Genomic DNA, 21299 nt, shown 5'->3' on the forward strand with positions numbered 1-21299 from the left:
TTCCGTGGCGAACGAAGACAAGTACCTCGACTACCTCAAGCGCGCGACCGCCGACCTGCGGGAGACCCGGCGACGGCTGAAGGAGGCCGAGGACCGCGGCCACGAGCCGATCGCCATCATCGGGATGGCCTGCCGGTTCCCCGGGGGCGTGCGGTCGCCGGAGGATCTGTGGGAGCTGGTCGCCGAGGGTCGCGACGGGATCTCCGGGTTCCCCGCCGACCGCGGCTGGGACCTGTCCGCGCTGTACGACCCGACGGGGGAGAAGCCCGGCACCTCGTACTGCCGCGAGGGCGGTTTCCTCGACGGGGCGGGCGAATTCGACCCGGCCTTCTTCGGGATCTCGCCGAGGGAAGCGCTCGCCATGGACCCTCAGCAGCGGTTGCTGCTGGAGATCTCCTGGGAGACCTTCGAACGCGCGGGTATCGACCCCGGCTCGCTGCGGGGCAGCCGGACCGGGGTGTTCGCCGGGGTGATGTACCACGACTACGTCTCCCGGCTCGCCGCCATCCCGGAGGAACTCGAGGGCTACCTCGGCACCGGGAACTCGGGCAGCGTCGTTTCCGGGCGCGTCGCCTACACTTTCGGGCTTGAGGGCCCGGCGGTGACGATCGACACCGCTTGCTCGTCCTCGCTCGTCGCGCTGCATCTGGCCGCGCAGGCGCTGCGGCAGGGTGAATGCACGATGGCGCTCGCCGGTGGTGTCGCGGTGATGTCCACACCGGACACCTTCGTCGACTTCAGTCGTCAGCGCGGGCTCGCCGCGGACGGCCGCTGCAAGTCCTATTCGGACGGAGCGGACGGCACGTCGTGGGCCGAAGGTGTCGGGATGCTCCTGGTGGAGAAGCTCTCCGACGCGCGGCGGCTCGGCCACGAGGTGCTCGCGGTCGTCAGTGGCAGCGCGGTCAACCAGGACGGGGCGAGCAGCGGGCTCAGCGTGCCGAACGGCCCGTCACAACAGCGGGTCATCCGGCAGGCGCTGGAGAACGCGCGCCTTTCGGCCGGGCAGGTCGACGTCGTGGAGGGTCACGGCACCGGGACCACCCTGGGCGACCCGATCGAGGCGCAGGCGCTGCTCGCCACCTACGGCCGGGAGAAGTCCGCGGACCGGCCGTTGTGGCTGGGCTCGCTGAAGTCGAACATCGGGCACTCCCAGTCCGCCGCCGGGGTCGGCGGCGTGATCAAGATGGTGCAGGCGATCCGGCACGGGATCCTCCCGCGCACCCTGCACGCGGAGGATCCGACGTCCAAAGTGGACTGGTCGGCCGGTGCCGTCGAACTGCTCGCCGAAGCGCGCGAGTGGCCGGAGACCGGGCAGCCGCGCCGCGCGGGCGTGTCCTCGTTCGGCGTCAGCGGCACCAACGCGCACACCATCATCGAGCAAGCCCCCGAGAGCGAAGAAGTCGCGGGTGTGCCGCCCATCGGCGCCGTGCCCGCGGTCCTGTCCGGCAAGACCGCGGACGCGCTGCGCGATCAGGTCGTGCGGTTGCGCTCGCACGTCCTCGCCCGGCCGGAGCTGAGCGTCGCCGATGTCGCCGCTTCGCTCGCCACCACCCGCGTCCTGCACGAGCACCGGGGCGCGATCGTCGCGGCCGACCGGGATCAGCTGCTCGCGGGGCTGGACATCCTCGCCGCCGGCGCCACCACCGCCGGGGTCGCCCACGGCGTCGCCGCCGACGGCCGGACGGCGTTCCTGTTCACCGGCCAGGGCAGCCAGCGCCGCGGGATGGGCCGGGAGCTGGCCGAGCGGTTCCCGGTGTTCGCCGAGGCCTACGACGACGTCTGTGCCCGGTTCGAGCGGCCGATCAAGGAACTGTCCACCGAGGAACTGAACCAGACGGCGAACACGCAGTGCGCGTTGTTCGCCTTCGAGGTGGCGCTGTTCCGGCTGGTGGAGAGCTGGGGTGTCGAACCCGATTTCCTGGCGGGCCACTCGATCGGCGAGATCGCGGCCGCTCATGTCGCCGGCGTGTTCAGCCTCGATGACGCTGTGAAACTGGTGTCGGCACGCGGCCGGTTGATGCAGGCGTTGCCCACCGGTGGCGCCATGGTGGCCTTGCAGGCGACCGAGGCCGAGGTCGTCCCCCTGTTGACGGACCGGGTGTCGCTGGCCGCGATCAACGGCCCGGAGTCGGTGGTCCTCTCCGGCGACGAAGACGCCGTGACCGCTGTGGTGTCCCGCTTCGACGGCCGCAAACACAAGCGACTCGCCGTGAGTCACGCGTTCCATTCGCCGTTGATGGATCCGATGCTCGACGACTTCCGCGCGGTCGCGGAGAGCCTGTCGTATGCGGCGCCGAGGATTCCGATCGTCTCCGGCAGTTTGGCCGAAGTGTCCACTTCGGACTATTGGATCCGGCATGTCCGTGACGCGGTGCGGTTCCACGATTCGGTCAAGTTCCTGGAGGCCGAGGGGGTCACGCGGTTCCTGGAGATCGGCCCGGACGCCGTCCTCACCGCGATGGCCCAGGAGAGCACCGAGGACGCGGTCGTCGTCGCGGCCACGCGCCGCAACCGGGCGGAGGACGTCACCCTGCTCGCCGCGGTCTCCACGCTGCACGTCCACGGGGCATCCGTCGACTGGACGCCGCTGCTCGCCGGGGGCCGCCGCGTCGACCTGCCCACCTACGCCTTCCAGCACCGTCGTTTCTGGCTGGACGGCCCGCTGAACGCCGAGGGCGACGCGGCGAGCCTTGGCCTCGGCGCCACCGATCACCCGCTGCTCGGCGCCGTCGTCACGATGGCCGACGCGCACGGCGTCCTGCTCACCGGGCGGCTTTCCCTCGCGGCGCAGCCGTGGCTGGCCGGGCACGTGGTCGCGGGGCATGTCCTGCTGCCGGGTACCGCCTTCGTCGACCTCGTGCTGCACGCCGGGGACAAGGTCGACTGCGGGGTCGTGGAGGAACTGACCCTGCGGGAACCGCTCGTCCTGCCCGAACACGACGCGCTCAGCCTGCAACTGGTCGTCGGCGCGCCGGACGAGACCGGCAGGCGCACGGTCGGCGTCCACTCGCGTCCTGAGGCCGCCGACGCCGAATGGTCGTGCCACGCGACCGGTGTCCTCGCCCCCGGCTTCCCCGACACCGACTTCAGCCTCGCCGTTTGGCCGCCCGAAGGCGCCGAACCGGTCGCGATCGACGGGCTCTACGGCGCGCTCGCCGAGGTCGGCCTCGACTACGGGCCCGCCTTCCAGTGCGTCCGTGCCGCCTGGACCCACGAATCGGCCGTCTACGCCGAAATCGAGCTCGCCGACGCCGAGAAGCCCGACGCGGCCCGGTTCGGGATCCATCCGGCCCTGCTCGACTCGGCCCTGCACGCCGCCGGCCTCGGCGCGCTGGACGCCACCGAGGCGCGGCTCCCGTTCTCGTGGTCCGGCGTGAGCCTGAGGGCTTTCGGGGCGACGACGATCCGCGTGCGCCTGACCCCGGCTGGACCGGACACGATCGCACTCGCCGTCGTGGATCCGGAGGGACGGCCGGTGTTCACCGCCGGCGGCCTCCTCGTCCGCGCGGTCCCGTCCGGCGCCCTCACCTCGCGAAACCCGGTGCGCGACGCGTTGTTCCGGGTGGACTGGCAGCCGCTCACCATCCCCGCCGAGGCCGCCGCGGAGCACGTCGTCGCCTCGTTCACCGGGTACACCGGCGACCTGCTCGGCGACGCCCACGCGGCCGCGCTCCGCGCGCTCGAACTGGTGCGCGCCGACGACGGCGGGCCGAAACTCGTCTTCCTGACCAGCGGCGCTGTCGGGGACGCCGTGCCGCATCCGGCGCAGGCCACCGTCTGGGGTCTCGTCCGCACCGCGCAGGAAGAGTTCCCGGACCGGTTCGTCCTCCTCGACAGCGACACCGAGCCGACGCCCGAACTCGTCGCGGCCGCCGTCGCCACCGGCGAACCCGAACTCCTGCTCCGCGAGGGCGTCCTGTCCGGTGCCCGGCTCGTCCGCGCCCCGCGTTCCTCCGCCGAGCCCGGCGACATCGACGGGACGGTGCTCGTCACCGGTGGCACCGGCGCGCTCGGCGCGGATCTCGCCCGGCACCTCGTCCGGTCGCGTGGTGTCCGGCGGCTGCTGCTCACCAGCCGTCGCGGTGCGGCGGCGCCCGGCGCGGACACCCTCACCCGCGAGCTGACCGCGCTCGGCGCCGACGTCCGGATCGAAGCCTGCGACGCCGCCGACCGGGACGCGCTCGCCGCCCTGCTGGCCGATCAGCCGATCACCCTCGCCGTGCACGCGGCGGGTGTCCTGGACGACGGACTTCTCGTTGACCTGTCCCCGGAGCGCCTCACCGCCGTCCTGAGGTCCAAAGTGGACGCCGCCGTGCATCTGCACGAACTGCTCGGCGACACCGAACTCGTCCTGTTCTCCTCCGCCGCCGGGGTGTTCGGCAACGAAGGGCAGGCGAACTACGCCGCCGCGAACGCCTTCCTCGACGCCCTCGCCCGGCATCGCCACGCGAACGGACAGCCCGGCACGGCGCTGGCCTGGGGGATGTGGGCCGCCGGAATGGGCGACGCGCTCACCGCCCGCCCCGGCTTCCCCGCACTGTCCACAGAGGACGGGATGGCGCTCTTCGACGCCGCGACGGCGCTCGACGACGCCGCGCTCGTCCCGATCCGGCTCGATCTGCCCGCGTTGCGCGCGCGGCTCGGCGGTGACGTGCCGCCGTTGTTCCGCGGCCTGATCCGGCCCGCCCGCCGCGCCGCCGTCACCGGTTCGGCGGGTGCGCTCGCCGACCGGCTGGCCGCGCTCACCCCGGCCGAACGGAGCCGGGAACTGCTGGAGATCGTGCGGACGCACGTCGCCATCGTGCTGGGCCACCTCGGTTCGGAGGCGATCGACGCCGGGAAACCGTTCCAGGAGCTCGGTTTCGACTCGCTGGCGGCGGTCGAACTGCGCAACCGGCTGACCGAGGTCACCGGCCTGCGACTGGCCGCGACCCTCGTCTTCGACTACCCGACCCCGCTCGTGCTCGCCGAACACCTGCTGGAGGGGCTCGCCGGGGGTGGGCTCGCCGAGGCGCCGGACGTGCCGGTGCGCACCGGTCCGGTCGACGAGCCGATCGCGATCATCGGCATGGCCTGCCGCTACCCGGGCGGTGTCACCTCCCCGGAAGAGCTGTGGGACCTGGTGGCCGCCGGCCGGGACGGCGTTTCGGAGTTCCCGGTCAACCGGGGCTGGGAAGACGTCTACGACGCGGACCCCGGCAAGGTGGGCAAGAGCTACGCCCGCGAGGGCGGATTCCTGCACGACGCGGGCGAATTCGACGCGGCGTTCTTCGGGATCTCGCCGCGGGAGGCGCTGGCGATGGATCCGCAACAGCGGTTGCTGCTGGAGACGTCGTGGGAGGTCTTCGAGCGCGCCGGGATCGATCCGCACGCGGTGCGGGGCAGCAAGACCGGTGTCTTCGCCGGGGTGATGTACCACGACTACGCGGCGCGGCTGAACTCCGTGCCGGAAGACGTCGAAGGCTACCTCGGCACGGGGAACTCGGGCAGTGTGATCTCGGGAAGGCTGGCCTACACCTTCGGGCTGGAAGGCCCCGCGGTCAGCATCGACACGGCCTGCTCGTCGTCGCTGGTCGCCATGCACCTCGCCGGACAGGCGTTGCGGCAGGGCGAATGTTCGCTCGCTCTCGCGGGCGGTGTGACCGTGATGGCGACGCCGAACACCTTCGTCGAGTTCAGCCGCCAGCGTGGGATGGCCGTCGACGGCCGGTGCAAATCCTTCGCCGAGGCCGCGGACGGCACCGGCTGGGGCGAGGGCGTCGGCATGCTCCTGCTGGAGCGCCTTTCGGACGCCCGCCGCAACGGTCACCGGGTGCTGGCCGTGGTTCGCGGCTCGGCGGTGAACCAGGACGGCGCGTCGAACGGGCTCACAGCGCCGAACGGGCCGTCGCAGCAGCGGGTGATCCGTCAGGCTTTGGCGCAGGCGGGGTTGCAACCGTCCGATGTGGACGCTGTCGAGGCGCACGGCACGGGAACGACTCTTGGTGATCCGATCGAGGCGCAGGCTCTGCTGGCCACGTACGGGCAGGATCGTGAAGAGCCGTTGTGGCTTGGGTCGGTGAAGTCGAACCTCGGTCACACCCAGGCCGCCGCCGGGGTGGCGGGCGTGATCAAGATGGTCGAGGCGATGCGGCACGGCGTCCTGCCCAAGACGCTGCACGTCGACGAGCCCTCGTCTCATGTGGACTGGACCGATGGCGCGGTGTCCCTGGTGACGGAGTCGCGGGAGTGGCCGGACACCGGTCGTCCGCGTCGGGCCGGGGTGTCGTCGTTCGGGATCAGCGGGACCAACGCGCACACCATCATCGAGGCCGTCGAGCCGGATCCCCAGCCGTCCGGAAACCCGGATGTCCCGCCGTGGCCGCTGTCCGGCAAGACCGAGGAAGCGTTGCGAGCGCAGGCGGCCCGCCTCCACGGCCACCTGCTGGCCACTCCCGAGGTGACCGCGGCGGACGTCGCACTCGCGCTCACGGCGCGGGCGGACTTGGAGCATCGGGCGGCGCTCGTGGCCGGCGACCGCGACGGTCTCCTCGCCGCGCTCGACGCGCTCGCGCACGGCGAGACCACCGAGGGGATCGTGCGGGGAATCGCCCGGCACACCGGACGGACGGCGTTCCTGTTCACCGGTCAAGGCAGTCAGCGGCTCGGGATGGGCGTTGAGCTGGCTGAGCGTTTCCCGGTGTTCGCCGAGGTTTATGACGAGGTGTGTTCCCGCTTCGAGCAGCCGCTCAGGGACTTGTCGGCTGAGGAGCTGAACCAGACCGCCAATACACAGTGTGCGTTGTTCGCCCTCGAGGTGGCGCTGTTCCGGCTGGTGGAAAGCTGGGGTGTCCGGCCGGACTTCCTGGCCGGGCATTCGGTCGGTGAGATCGCGGCCGCTCACGTGGCGGGTGTGCTGTCCCTCGACGATGCGGTGACGCTGGTGTCGGCGCGCGGCCGGTTGATGCAGGCGCTGCCCACGGGCGGCGCGATGGTGGCGCTGAGGGCGACCGAAGCGGAGGTGACCCCGCTGCTGACGGAGCGGGTGTCGATCGCCGCTATCAACGGCCCGGAGTCGGTGGTCGTCTCGGGTGACGAGGACGCCGTCGCCGCTGTGATCTCTCAGTTCGAGGGCCGCAAGCACAAGCGACTTACCGTGAGTCACGCGTTCCATTCGCCGTTGATGGAACCGATGCTGGACGAGTTCCGCGAGGTCGTCGACGGCTTGTCGTTCGCGGCACCGCGGATCCCGATCGTCTCCGGTGGTTTGGCGGAGGTGTCCACTTCGGACTATTGGGTCCGGCATGTGCGCGACGCGGTGCGGTTCCACGATTCGGTCAAGTTCCTGGAGGCCGAGGGCGTCACGCGGTTCCTCGAGATCGGGCCGGACGGCGTGCTCACCGCGATGGCGCAGGACAGCCTGGAGGACGCGGTCGTCGTCCCCGCCCTGCGGCGCGACAAGCCCGAGGGCACGACCCTGCTGACGGCGGTCGCCGGTCTGCACGTCCACGGTGCCGACGTCGACTGGAGCCCGTTGTCCGCCGGGGCCCGGCGGGTGGATCTGCCCACGTATGCCTTCCAGCGCACGGAGTTCTGGCTCGACGCGGGCGTCGCTGCGGGCGATCTGACCGCGGCGGGACTGGCCGACGCGGGGCACCCGCTGCTCGGTGGCGCGGTGACCCTGCCGGACTCCGGCGGGACCGTCTTCACCGGCAGGCTGTCGCTCGCGGCCCAGCCCTGGCTCGCCGACCACGCCGTCGGGGAGACCGTGCTCCTGCCCGGTACCGCGTTCGTCGATCTGGCGCTCGCCGCCGGACGACGGCGCGGCGCCGTCGTCCTCGACGAACTCACCCTGGAGAGCCCGCTGGTCCTGCCGGAGCGCGACGGTGTCGAACTGCGCGTGTGGGTCCGCGAACCGGACGACACCGGCGCTTGCGCGGTCAGCGTGCACTCCCGTGCCGACGACGAGCCCTGGATCCGCCACGCGGTCGGAACACTGACCGAGGACACCGGCGCCACGCCCGCCGACCTCACCTCGTGGCCGCCCGCCGCGGAGGAGACCGACGTCGACGGGCTCTACGACGCGCTCGCCGACGCGGGCCTGAACTACGGCCCGGTCTTCCAAGGCGTCCGCGCGGCCTGGCTCGACGGCACCACGGTGTACGCCGAGATCGACCTCGACGAACGCCACCACGGCGACGCCGCGCGCTTCGGCCTGCACCCGGCCCTGCTGGACGCGGCCCTGCACACAGCCGGACTCGGCGCGCTGAGCACCGCAGGCGGGGCACGGCTGCCCTTCCTGTGGTCGGGAGTCTCGCTTACCGGCCTCGGCGCCACGAGCCTGCGAGTCCGGCTCACCGGGACCGGCGACACGCTCTCCCTGACGATCGCGGATGGATCAGGCGCGCCGGTGGCGACCGTCGCCGGGCTGACCGTCCGCCAGGTCGACCCCGCCGCGTTCGGGGGTGGCGGCGACTCGCTGTTCCGGGTGGAGTGGGTCCCGGTCCGCCTCCGTGCCGCGGAGGCCGCACCCGTCATGGTTGTCCGGTCCGAAGTGGACAGTGTGGCGAACGTGCACGACGCGACCGCGCAAACGCTTGCGGCGCTCCAATCCTGGCTCGCCGACGAAGACAACGCCGACACCACCCTGGTCGTGCTGACCAGCGGAGCCGTATCGGTGGCGGGGGAGGACACGCGTGATCTCGCCCGCGCCGCCGTCTGGGGGCTGGTGCGGTCGGCGCAGTCCGAGCATCCGGGCCGGTTCGTGCTCATCGACACCGACACCGACACGGCAGACCTGGCCGGGGCCGTCGCCACCGGCGAGACGCAGCTCGCCGTCCGCGACGGGAAGCTGTGGGCGCCGCGTCTGGTGAAGAGCGTGCCCTCCGGTACGGCACCGCATTTCGACCCGGAAGGGACCGTCCTGCTCACCGGGGCCACCGGCGCGCTGGGCCGATCGCTGGCCCGTCATCTGGTCTCCGCACACGGGGTGCGGCACCTTCTGCTGGTCAGCCGCAGCGGCGCGGCCGCCTCCGGTGCCACCGACCTGTTGGCGGAACTGACCGGGCTCGGCGCCTCCGCGGTCCTGGAGTCCTGCGACGTAGCCGACCGCGAAGCCCTCGCGGAGCTGCTGGCCGGGATCGACCCCGAGCATCCGCTCACCGCGGTGGTGCACGCGGCCGGCGTCCTAGACGACGGTCTGATCGACAGCCTGACCCTCGAACGGTTCGACGCCGTCCTGCGGCCCAAGGCCGACGCGGCGCTGAACCTGCACGAACTGGCGGGCGACGTCGACGAGTTCGTGCTGTTCTCCTCGGCGGCGGGCACGTTCGGCAACGCCGGACAGGCGAACTACGCCGCGGCGAACGCCTTCCTGGACGCCCTGGCACAGCACCGGCTGGCCAACGGGCTCCCGGCCCGGTCCCTGGCCTGGGGCCTGTGGGACACCGACGACGGGATGGACGCCTCTGCCGCCGTCGCCAGGCTGACCGGTTCCGGGCTCACCACCGAAGAAGGGCTGCGCCTGTTCGACACCGCTGGTGACGGCGTCGTCCTGCCGATGAAGCTCGACCTTGCCGCGCTCCGCGCCGAACTCGGCTCCGACGTGCCGTCCCTGCTGCGCGGTCTGATCAAGGCTCCCGCGCGGCGCTCCGCCGGCGCGTCGGCGTGGAAACGTCAGCTCGCGGGACTGTCCGAAGAGGACCGTGACGCACGTCTGCTCGAACTCGTGCGGACACAGGTCGCCGCGGTGCTGGGCTACTCCGGCCCGGAGGACGTGCCGTCGGACCGGGCGTTCACCGAACTCGGCTTCGATTCGCTCACGTCGGTGGACCTGCGGAACCGGCTGAACTCCGCGACCGGTCTGCGCCTGCCCGCCACCCTCGTGTTCGACCACCCGAACTCCGACGCGGTCGTCGCCCGGCTGCAGGAGGAACTGTCCGGCACCACGGTCGCGGCCGCCGTCGTCACCACGGCGCCGGTGGACGAACCGATCGCCATCGTCGGCATGGCCTGCCGGTTCCCCGGCGGTGTCCGCTCACCGGAAGACCTCTGGCGGCTGGTCAGCGAAGGCCGCGACGGCATCACCCCGTTCCCGGCGGACCGGGGCTGGGACGTCGAAGGTCTGTACGACCCCGAGGCAAGCAGGCCCGGCACCTCTTGCACTCGCTACGGCGGATTCCTGCACGACGCCGGGGACTTCGACCCAGGGTTCTTCGGGATCTCGCCGCGTGAGGCGCTGGCGATGGACCCGCAGCAGCGCTTGCTGCTGGAGACGTCCTGGGAGGCCTTCGAACGGGCCGGGATCGACCCGGCCACCCTGCGTGGTTCCGCGACCGGCGTCTTCGCCGGGGCGATGTACCACGACTACGTTTCGCGGCTCACCGAGATCCCGGCCGATCTGGAGGGCTACCTCGGCACCGGGAACTCGGGCAGCGTGATCTCGGGACGCCTCGCCTACGCCTTCGGGCTGGAAGGCCCGGCGGTCAGCATCGACACGGCGTGTTCGTCCTCACTGGTCGCGATGCATCTCGCGGCGCAGGCGCTGCGGCAGGGCGAATGCGGCCTGGCGCTGGCCGGTGGTGTCGCGGTGATGTCCACTCCGGACACTTTCATCGAGTTCAGCCGTCAGCGCGGGATGGCGCCGGACGGCCGGATCAAGGCGTTCTCCGAGACCGCGGACGGCACGGCGTGGGGCGAGGGCGTCGGCATGCTGCTGCTGGAGCGCCTTTCGGACGCCCGCCGCAACGGCCACCAGGTGCTGGCTGTCCTGCGTGGCACGGCGGTGAACCAGGACGGCGCGTCGAACGGGCTCACCGCGCCGAACGGACCGTCGCAGCAACGAGTGATCCGTCAGGCTCTGGCACAGGCCGGATTGCAACCGTCCGATGTGGACGCCGTCGAGGCGCACGGAACCGGGACCACTCTCGGCGACCCGATCGAGGCGCAAGCCCTGCTCGCCACGTACGGGCAGGATCGCGAAGAGCCGCTCTGGCTGGGTTCGGTGAAGTCCAATCTCGGTCACACCCAGGCTGCAGCCGGGGTGGCGAGCGTGATCAAGATGGTCGAGGCGATGCGGCACGGCGTGCTGCCCAAGACGCTGCACGTAGACGAGCCGTCGTCCCATGTGGACTGGACGGAAGGCGCCGTCTCCCTGCTCACCGAATCGCGGGAGTGGCCGGACACCGGTCGTCCGCGGCGCGCCGGGGTGTCGTCGTTCGGGATCAGCGGGACCAACTCGCATGTCGTCCTGGAAGCGGACGGCGCCGGGGACATGGCACCGGCCGACCAGCCGGATGTACTCGCCTTCCCGTTGTCCGCCAAGACGCCGGACGCTCTGCGCGGGCAGGCCGCCAGGTTGCGTGCCCGGTTGCTGACCGGATCCGCGCCCGAGCTCGCCGACGTCGCGCAAACGCTTGCCACACGGGGACTTTTCGAGCACCGGGCGGTGGTCACCGCGGGCGACCGCGACGGACTGCTCGACGCGCTCGCCGCGCTGGCCGGGGGAGAACCAGGCGGCTTCGTCACCGGCGTCGCGAAACCGGGCGGGAAACTCGCGTTCCTCTTCACCGGTCAGGGCAGCCAGCGTGCCGGGATGGCCGACGAACTGTCGGCCGCGTTCCCCGTCTTCGCGCAAGCCTTCGACGAGATCTGCGACTGTTTCGACGCTCTGCTGGACCGTCCGCTGCGCGAGGCGCTCGCCGGGGACCTGGTCGACCGCACCGAATACACCCAGTGCGCGATGTTCGCCGTCGAGGTCGCGCTGTTCCGGCTCGTCGAAAGCCGCGGCGTCCGGCCGGACTTCCTGGCCGGGCATTCGATCGGGGAACTGGCGGCGGCCCACGTCGCCGGGGTCTGGACGCTGGAGGACGCCTGCACCGTGGTCGCCGCGCGCGGCAGGCTCATGCAGGCGCTGCCCGCGGGCGGCGCGATGATCGCCGTCCAGGCCACCGAAGAGGAGGTCCGGCCGCTGATCGACGACGAGACCGTGTCGATCGCCGCGATCAACGGTCCGGTGTCGGTCGTCGTGTCCGGCGAAGAGGCCGCCGTGACCGCGCTGGCCGCCGGGTTCGCCGAACGCGGCCGCAAGACCAAGCGGCTCACCGTGAGCCACGCGTTCCACTCGCCGCTCATGGACGGGATGCTCGGCGAATTCCGCGCCGTACTCGACGGCGTCCACGCCGCCGAACCGCGGATCCCGCTGGTGTCCACGCTGACCGGTGAGCCGCTGACCGGCGACCAGGCGCGATCGAGCGAGTACTGGGTCCGGCATGTGCGGGAAGCGGTCCGGTTCCGCGACGCGATCCGGACCCTGGAGGCCCACGGCGTCCGGCGCTATCTGGAGCTCGGCCCGGACGCGCCGCTGACCGCTCTCGGTGAGCACTGCGTCACGAACGAGTCCACAGTGGACGCTCCGCTGTTCGTGCCGTCACTGCGTGACGGCCGGTCCGACGTCGAGTCGTTCGTCACCGCGCTCGCGCGGTTGCACGTCGACGGCGTCCGGGTCGACTGGGCGAAGGCGCTCCCCGGCCGGAAGATCGATCTGCCCACCTACGCCTTCCAGCGCGAGCGGTTCTGGCTGCGGCCCGTCGCGCCCGCGGTGGGTGACGTCACCGGGCTGGGGCAGTCGCCCGCCGGGCATCCGCTGCTCGGCGCGGCGATCGAGGCGCCGGACAGCGACGCGGTGCTGTTCACCGGCAGGCTGTCGGTGCAGGAGCAGCCGTGGCTGGCCGACCACGTCGTCGCCGGGACGACGCTCCTGCCGGGTACGGCGTTCGTCGAGCTCGCGTTGCGGGCCGGGGAGCTGACCGGCTGCGCGGCCGTCGACGAACTGACCCTGGAAGCACCGCTGGTGCTGCCGGACCACGGTGGCACGGCGCTGCGGATCGTCGCCGCCGCGCCGGACGAGACCGGCAGGCGCGCGCTGGACGTCTACTCCCGCCCCGACGACGGCGACTGGGTCCGCCACGCCACCGGGACCGTGTCGCCTCTGGCTGCGGGTGCGCCGTTCGATCTGTCGGCCTGGGCGGCCGCCGATGCCGAGACCGTCGAAACCGACGGCCTCTACGACGGATTGGCCGCCGCCGGGCTCGAGTACGGCCCGGTCTTCCAGGGACTTCGCTCCGCCCGCAGGCGAGGGGAGGACATCTGGGCCGAGGTCGACCTCCCCGAGGACACCACGACCGAAGGCTTCGGCCTGCATCCGGCGTTGCTCGACGCCGCCTTGCACGCCCTGGGCTTCGCCGAAGGGGGTGAGCAGGAGGCCGACGTGGCGGCGGGCCGCGTGCGGCTGCCGTTCGCCTGGTCCGGCGTCCGGCTCCACGCCTCCGGTGCGCGTGCCCTGCGGGTCCGGCTGTCGCCGGCGGGGGAGAACGCGGTCTCCCTGGCCGCGGCGGACGAGACCGGCAGGCTGGTGGCCACAGTGGACGCTTTGACGCTGCGCCCGGTCTCGCTGGAGCAACTCGGCGGGCGGCAGGGCAGCCACGAGTCGCTGTTCGGTCTGGAGTGGGCGCCGGTTCCGCTCGACCCCACCGCCGCCGTGGCCGCGAGCTGGGCGGTCGTCGGTGTCGACGACTACAAACTCGACGCCGCGCTCACCGCCGCCGGCTATCGCGGGCAGGTCCACGCGAATCTGGCCGAGGTGATCGATCGGGTGCCCGAGCTGGTCTTCGTGTCCTGCGCGCCGGACCACCGCCAAGGGCTGGCCGCCGCCGCGCACACCGCCGCACAGCGGGCGCTGGAGCTGGTCCGTACGTGGCTGGCCGAGGACCGGTTCGCCGGTTCCCGGCTGGTGCTGGTCACCGGTGGCGCCGTCGACGAACCGGCGCAGGCGGTGATCTGGGGCCTGGTCCGCTCGGCGCAGTCCGAGCACCCCGGCCGGTTCGTGCTGGTCGACCTCGACGAACAGGACGCGTCGTATCGCGTGCTGTTGCCCGCCCTCGCCTCCGGCGAACCGCAGCTGGAGTTGCGCGAGGGAACGGTGAAGGCACCGCGGCTGGTCAAACCGGCCGTGACGCCGGTCGAAGGCGAGGCGCGGACCGATGGGGCCGTGCTGATCACCGGCGGCACCGGCGCGCTCGGCGCGGCACTGGCCCGGCATCTGGTCACCGCGCACGGGAAGACCCGGCTGGTGCTCGCCGGCCGCCGCGGCCCGGACGCGCCGGGCGCGGGCGAACTGGCCGACGAACTGCGGGGTCTGGGCGCCGAGGTCGCCGTGGTCGCTTGCGATGCGGCCGATCGTGAAGCGCTGCGACGTCTTCTGGCCGAGCATCCGGTGACCGGGGTCGTGCACGCCGCCGGTGTCCTCGACGACGTCGTCCTCGACGGTCTCACCCCGGAACGGCTCGACGCCGTCCTGCGGCCGAAGATCGACGCCGCGGTGAACCTGCACGAACTGGTGGGAGACGTCGACGAGTTCGTGCTGTTCTCCTCCGCGGCGGGCACCTTCGGCAATCCGGGGCAGGCGAACTACGCGGCGGCCAACGCGTTCCTCGACGCGCTCGCCCGGTATCGCCGTGCGCACGGGCTGCCGGCGACCTCGCTCGCCTGGGGACTCTGGGCCGGCGACGGGATGGCGGGCGGCATGTCCGGACGCGATCTGGAACGGATGACGGCCTCCGGCGCGGGCGCACTGTCCACAGAGGAGGGACTGGCGCTGTTCGACCTCGCGGTGACGGCGACCGAACCGGTGCTGTTGCCGATGCGGCTGGACCTCGCCGCGGTGCGGGCGGGCCTCGGCACCGACGTCCCGCCGCTGCTGCGCGGCCTGATCCGCGGTACCGGCAAACGCGCCGAGACCGCCGGTTCGCCGACCGGGGACGCGCTCAAGGCGGAGCTGGCCGGGATGACCGGGGAGGAACGTGCCGCGGCACTGCTGAACCTCGTCGCCACGCACGTCGCCGGTGTGCTCGGGCACGCCGGTCCCGAGCAGGTCGACCCGGACAAGGCGTTCACCGAACTCGGGTTCGACTCGCTCGCCGCGGTCGAACTGCGCAACCGGGTCAACGAGGCCACCGGTCTCCGGCTGCCGGCCACGCTGGTCTTCGACCATCCGACCACCGCCGCGGTGGCGGAACTGGTCGGCGCGGAGATCGTCGTGGACGACGCGCCACCGCCGCTGGGGGTGCTCGCGGAACTCGACCGGCTGGAGGCCGCGTTCGCCGGGGGAAGCCCGGACGACGCGATCCGCGGCAAGGTCAAGGACCGGCTGCGCGCCCTGCTCGCGGCCTGCGATCCGGGCGAGGGCACCGAATCCGTGGCGGATCGGCTCGAAGACGCCTCGGACGACGAAATGTTCGAATTCATCGGCAAGGAACTCGGGATCTCCTGACTTGGGGGCGGAAATGAAAGACACCGAGGACAAACTCCGGTACTTCCTCAAGCAGGTCACCGCGGATCTCCACGAGACCCGGAAGCGCCTGAAGGAGACCGAAGCCGCGGGCAGCGAACCGATCGCCATCGTCGGGATGGCCTGCCGCTATCCCGGCGGCATCACCTCGCCCGAGGATCTGTGGCGGATGGTCGAAACCGGTGGCGACGGGATCAGCGGATTCCCGGTCGACCGCGGGTGGGATCTCGAAGCGCTGTACGACCCGGACCCGGACAAGCAGGGGACGAGTTACGTTTCGCAGGGCGGTTTCCTGCACGACGTCGCCGAGTTCGACCCGGCGTTCTTCGGGATCTCGCCACGCGAGGCGCTGGCGATGGATCCGCAGCAGCGGCTCCTGCTGGAGACGTCGTGGGAGGCCATCGAGCGGGCGGGTATCGATCCGGGCTCGCTGAAGGGCAGCCGGACCGGGGTGTTCGCCGGGCTGATGTACCACGACTACGTCTCCGGGCTGACCGAGATCCCCGACGAGGTCGGCGGCTACCTCGGCACCGGGAACTCCGGCAGCATCGCCTCCGGGCGGGTGTCGTACACCTTCGGGTTCGAAGGCCCGGCGCTCACCGTGGACACCGCGTGCTCGTCGTCGCTGGTGACGCTGCATCTCGCGGCACAGGCGCTGCGGCGGGGCGAGTGCGACCTCGCGCTGTCCGGCGGCGTGACGGTGATGTTCACCCCCGGGACGTTCGTGGAGTTCAGCCGTCAGCGCGGGATGGCACCGGACGGCCGCTGCAAACCGTTCGCCGAAGAGGCGGACGGCACCGGCTGGTCCGAGGGTGTCGGGATGCTGCTGGTGGAACGGCTTTCCGACGCGCGGCGCAACGGCCATCCGGTACTGGCGGTCCTGCGCGGTTCGGCGGTGAACCAGGACGGCGCGTCGAATGGCCTGACCGCCCCGAACGGCCCGTCCCAGCAGCGGGTGATCCGCGAGGCGCTCGCCGACGCCCGGCTGACGACGGCGGACGTCGACGTCGTCGAGGCGCACGGAACCGGCACCACACTGGGCGACCCGATCGAGGCGCAGGCGTTGCTCGCGACCTACGGCAAGGGCAGGCCGTCGGATCGGCCGCTGTGGCTGGGGTCGATCAAGTCGAATCTCGGGCACACGCAGGCCGCCGCCGGGGTCGCCGGGATCATCAAGATGGTGCAGGCACTGCGAAGTGGGACCCTGCCGCGCAGCCTGCACGCGGAGACCCCTTCGTCGCATGTGGACTGGAGCGCGGGCGCGGTCTCGTTGCTGGACGAAGCGCGGCCGTGGCCGGAACTCGACCGTCCTCGGCGAGCCGCGGTGTCGTCGTTCGGTATCAGCGGTACCAACGCGCACGTCGTCCTCGAAGCTGCCCCGGCCGCTGAGGAAAGTGAGGCTCAGCAGCCGGTGGTGACCGGTGCGACGCCGTGGCTGCTGTCTGCGCGGACGCCGGAGGCTCTGCGGGCGAAAGCTGCTCAGCTTCGATCCTTTGTGGATCTTCCGGGCGCCGCCGCCACGCTGGCCGCGCGGCCGCTGTTCGGGCACCGGGCGGCCATCGTCGGTGATCCGAGTGCCGCGCTCGACGCGCTCGCCGCCGGAGAGCCGTCGAGCCTGCTGATCGAAGGTACGGCGCAGTCGGGTAAGGCTGTTTTCGTGTTTCCGGGTCAGGGTTCGCAGTGGGTGGGGATGGCGGAGGAGTTGTTGTCGTCTGCTCCGGTGTTCGCGGAGTCGATGGCTGAGTGTGAGACGGCTTTGTCGTCCTTTGTGGACTGGAATTTGTTCGATGTGCTCTCTGATGCGGCTGCGTTGGAGCGGGTTGATGTGGTGCAGCCTGTCTTGTTCGCCGTGATGGTCTCACTGGCGCGCCTGTGGCGGGCGTGTGGAGTCGAACCCGCGGCCGTGGTGGGACATTCGCAGGGCGAGATCGCTGCGGCGTGTGTGGCTGGTGCGTTGTCGTTGGATGATGCTGCGCGGGTTGTGTGTTTGCGGAGTAAGGCGATTCTGGCGTTGTCGGGGCTCGGTGGCATGGTGTCGGTTGCTGCCTCGGAGAATCGTGTTCGGGAGTTGCTGCCGGAGGGTGTGTCGGTGGCAGCCGTGAACGGTCCTGCGGCGGTGGTGGTGTCCGGTGATGTCGCGGGCTTGGAGGCGTTGGTCAAGCGGTGTGAGTTGCTGGACGTGCGCGCTAAGCGGATCCCGGTGGATTACGCCTCGCATTCGGCTCATGTCGATGCGATCGAGCGGGATGTGGTGTCGGCGTTGGCGGGTATTTCGCCGCAGGCGCCGGTGATTCCGTTCTATTCGACGGTGACCGATGAGCCTCTTGAATTGGATGCGGCGTACTGGTTCCGGAATCTGCGGGGAACGGTGCAGTTCGCGGCGACGGTGGATCGGTTGCTGAAGGATGGTTTCCGGTTCTTCGTGGAGACGAGTCCGCATCCGGTTCTGGTCCCGGGAATCAGCGAAGATGCTGTGGCGTTGGGGAGTTTGCGTCGGGGTGAGGGTGGTGCGGAGCGCTTCGTCGCGTCACTGGCCGAAGCCCATGTGCACGGCCTGAGCCCGGCGTGGTCTTCGATCCTTCCCTCGGCGGACTGGGTCGATCTGCCGACGTATCCGTTCCAGCGCAAGCGGTTCTGGCTGGAAGCCGGGACCGTCGCCGGGGACGCGTCGGCGTTCGGGCAGACGGTGGTGGACCACCCGCTGCTCGGCGCGGTCGTCGCGGTCCCCGGGACCGGCGGGCTGCTGTACACCGGCCGGATCTCGCTGGAAACGCATCCCTGGCTCGCCGACCACGCCGTGGCCGGGACCGTGCTCGTGCCCGGGACCGCGTTCGTGGAGCTCACGCTGGCCGCCGGCGTCCAGGTGGACTGCACGATGCTCGACGAATTGACCCTCGAAGCCCCACTCGTGCTCGAAGAAGGCACCGACGTCCGGCTCTCGGTCGAAGTCGGTGACGCGGACGTCGACGGCCGTCGCGAGGTCGGCGTGTACTCCCGCCGCGGCGACGAACCCTGGACCCGGCACGCCAACGGCGTCCTGTTGCCCGAAACGGACGGCGTGCCCACCCCGCTCGCGGAATGGCCGCCCGCCGGGGCGGAACGCGTCGGCGTCGAGGCACTGTACGACGAACTCGCGGACGCGGGCCTCGAATACGGCCCCGCGTTCCAAGGACTTCGCGCCGCCTGGCGTCGCGAGAACGAGGTCTTCGCCGAAATCGACCTTCCCGAAGCCCAGACCGGCGACGCTCCGGCCTTCGGCCTGCATCCCGCGTTGCTGGACGGCGCGCTCCACGGGATCGCGCTGGGTGTGCTTCCCGATGCCGAGGGGCTTCGGCTCCCGTTCGCGTTCTCCGGGGTCCGGCTGTGGTCGCGGGGTGCGACGGCACTGCGGGTGCGGCTGCGCCCGGCCGCGGACGGGGTCGAGCTGACCGTCGCCGACGCCGAAGGCCTGCCGGTCGCCGACGTGGACGGTCTGCTGCTGCGGCCGGTGTCGGTGTCCGGTCTCGGTGGATATCGCGAGTCCCTGTTCGGCCTGGACTGGGTGCCCGCGGGCGCGACCGAGCCGCACGACGCGACGGTGTGGCACTGCGAATCCGGGGATCTCCGCACCGTGCTGGGGGCGGCACTCGAACGCGTCCGGACGTGGCTCGACGAACCGGGGGACGGTCCGCTCGTGGTGGCCACCCGAGGTGGGATCGCGACCGAACGCCCGGATCCGGTGGCGGCCGCGGTATGGGGGCTCGTGCGCTCGGCGCAGTCGGAGCACCCCGGGCGGTTCGTGCTCGTGGACGGAGACGTCCCGGCCGCGCTGCCCGCCGGGGAGGCGCAGGTCGTGGTTCGCGACGGGGTCGGCTTCGTCCCGAGGCTCGTCCGCGTCCCCGAGCCCGGCCCGGCGCGGCCGTGGAGCGACGGCGACGTCGTGCTGATCACCGGCGGCACCGGCCTCCTCGGCGCGGCCGTCGCGAAACATCTGGTGGTGACGCACGGCGTCCGTTCGCTGGTGCTGCTCAGCCGTTCCGGTGCTTCCGCGCCCGGCGCGGCGGCACTGGCGGACGAACTCACCGGGCTGGGCGCCGAGGTCCGGATCCTCGCGTGCGACGCGGCCGACCGGGAGGCGCTGAGCCAGGTGCTGGCCGCGCATCCGGTGACCGGTGTCGTGCACGCCGCCGGTGTCCTCGACGACGGGCTGATCACCGCGCAGACCCCCGAACGGCTCGACCGGGTGCTCGCGCCGAAGGTGGACGCCGCGGTGAACCTGCACGAACTCCTGCCCGACGCCGCGCCGTTCGTGATGTTCTCCTCGGCTGCCGGGGTCTTCGGAAATCCGGGGCAGTCCGGTTACGCCGCGGCCAACGCGTTCGTGGACGCGCTGGTGGAACGCCGCCGGGCGGAAGGCGCCGCCGCGACGTCACTGGCGTGGGGCCTGTGGGCGACCACAAGTGCCATGACCGATTCCGCCGACGTCGAGCGGATGGCGAGGGCCGGTCTCGCCGGACTGTCCACAGAGGAGGGTCTGGAGCTGTTCGACGCCGCGCTCGCCACCGGGCGGACGCTGACCGTCCCGATACGGCTCGACCTCGCCGCGCTCCGCGCCGAGGACGTCCCGCCGTTGCTGAGCGGACTCGTCCGCGCCCGCGCCCGGCGGGCGCCCGACGGCGGCGGCGCGTTCCGCGCGCGGCTCGCCGGACTCGACGCGGACGGCCGGGACGCGGAGATCCTGGAACTGGTGCGTGGTCAGGTCGCGGCCGTGCTCGGCCACGACGGTGCCGGCGCCATCGACGCCGACGTCGCCTTCCTCGAACTCGGCTTCGACTCGCTCACCGCCGTCGACCTGCGCAACCGGCTGGCGGCGTCGACCGGCCTGCGGCTCCCGCCGTCGCTGGTCTTCGACCACCCGACGCCGCTCGCCGTCGCGGAACGGATCTCCGGTGACTTCTCGGCCGCCGACCGGCAGCCCGAGACACCGCCCGCGGCAACGGACTTCTTCGGCGCGATGTTCGCCCGCGCGGTCGAACTCGGCGAGGTCGCGCAGTTCGTCGGGCTGGCCGCGCAGGCGTCGCGCTACCGGCCGTCGTTCACCGTCGAAACCGCGCGGGAACAGAACCTGCAACCGGTCCGGCTCGCGAAAGGCCCGTCCGGCCCCGAACTCGTCTGCGTCCCCTCCCTCCTGGTCGGCTCGGGCGCGCACGAATACGCGCGGTTCGCGGCGTCTTTCCGGGACGTGCAGGACGTTTCTGTCGTTCCGGTGCCCGGTTTCGGGCACGGGCAGCCGCTGCCGGACTCGATCGAGGCGGTCCTCCACGCACAGGCGGACGCCATCCTCCGCGAAGGCGGCGACCCGGTGGTCCTGGTGGCCCACTCCTCGGGCGGTCCGCTCGCCCACGCGCTGGCGAGGCATCTGGAGGAAGTGGGCGCCGCGCCCCGCGCGCTCGTGCTGATCGACGTCTACCCGCAGGACGAACACGCGCTGGACGGCATCCGCGACCGGCTCGCCGACGGCCTCGGGGACGACACGCGGCTCACCGCGATGGGTGCTTACCTGCGGCTGTTCGCCGACCACGTGCCCGCGGCGACCGGTGTGCCGACCTTGCTGGTGCGGGCCTCGGAGCCGCTCGAGGCGTGGCGTGACCGAGCCGGATGGCAGTCCGACTGGGCTTTGCCGCATGACACGGTGGACGTCGAGGGGGATCACTTCACGATGCTGGAGCGGCATGCGGGGACGACCGCCGAGGCCGTGCGGGAATGGCTGGGGCGGCTGCCGTAGCGGTCTCGCCGTGGTCCGTGAAGGCCTCCTTGAGGGACCCAGAGTCCCTCAAGGAGGCCTTCACGGACTGGCGTGTCGTCACATACGCACCAGTAGTAACAGCGACTGCGCGTGAAGGCCCCCTTTCCTCGGCTGAGCCGAGGGAAGGGGGCCTTCACGCGCTGGGGAGTCCGGTGGTGGGGGCTGAAGGCTCCCTTCGCCGCGTCTTAT

General features: G+C 71.7%; 1 protein-coding gene and 1 pseudogene. Both read left to right on the forward strand.

Annotated elements, in window-relative coordinates:
* Nucleotides 1-4: 4 nt before the first annotated feature.
* Nucleotides 5-15307, forward strand: a complete 15303-nt coding sequence (locus ED92_RS32940; protein WP_052121014.1) for a type I polyketide synthase — start codon at nt 5-7, stop codon at nt 15305-15307.
* A 25-nt stretch (nt 15308-15332) separates the two neighbouring features.
* Nucleotides 15333-21089 (forward strand): annotated as a pseudogene (locus ED92_RS32945) (SDR family NAD(P)-dependent oxidoreductase); the annotation flags it as partial.
* Nucleotides 21090-21299: the final 210 nt, after the last annotated feature.

This window comes from Amycolatopsis sp. MJM2582 (assembly GCF_000754115.1).
Taxonomy (GTDB): Bacteria; Actinomycetota; Actinomycetes; order Mycobacteriales; family Pseudonocardiaceae; genus Amycolatopsis; species Amycolatopsis japonica.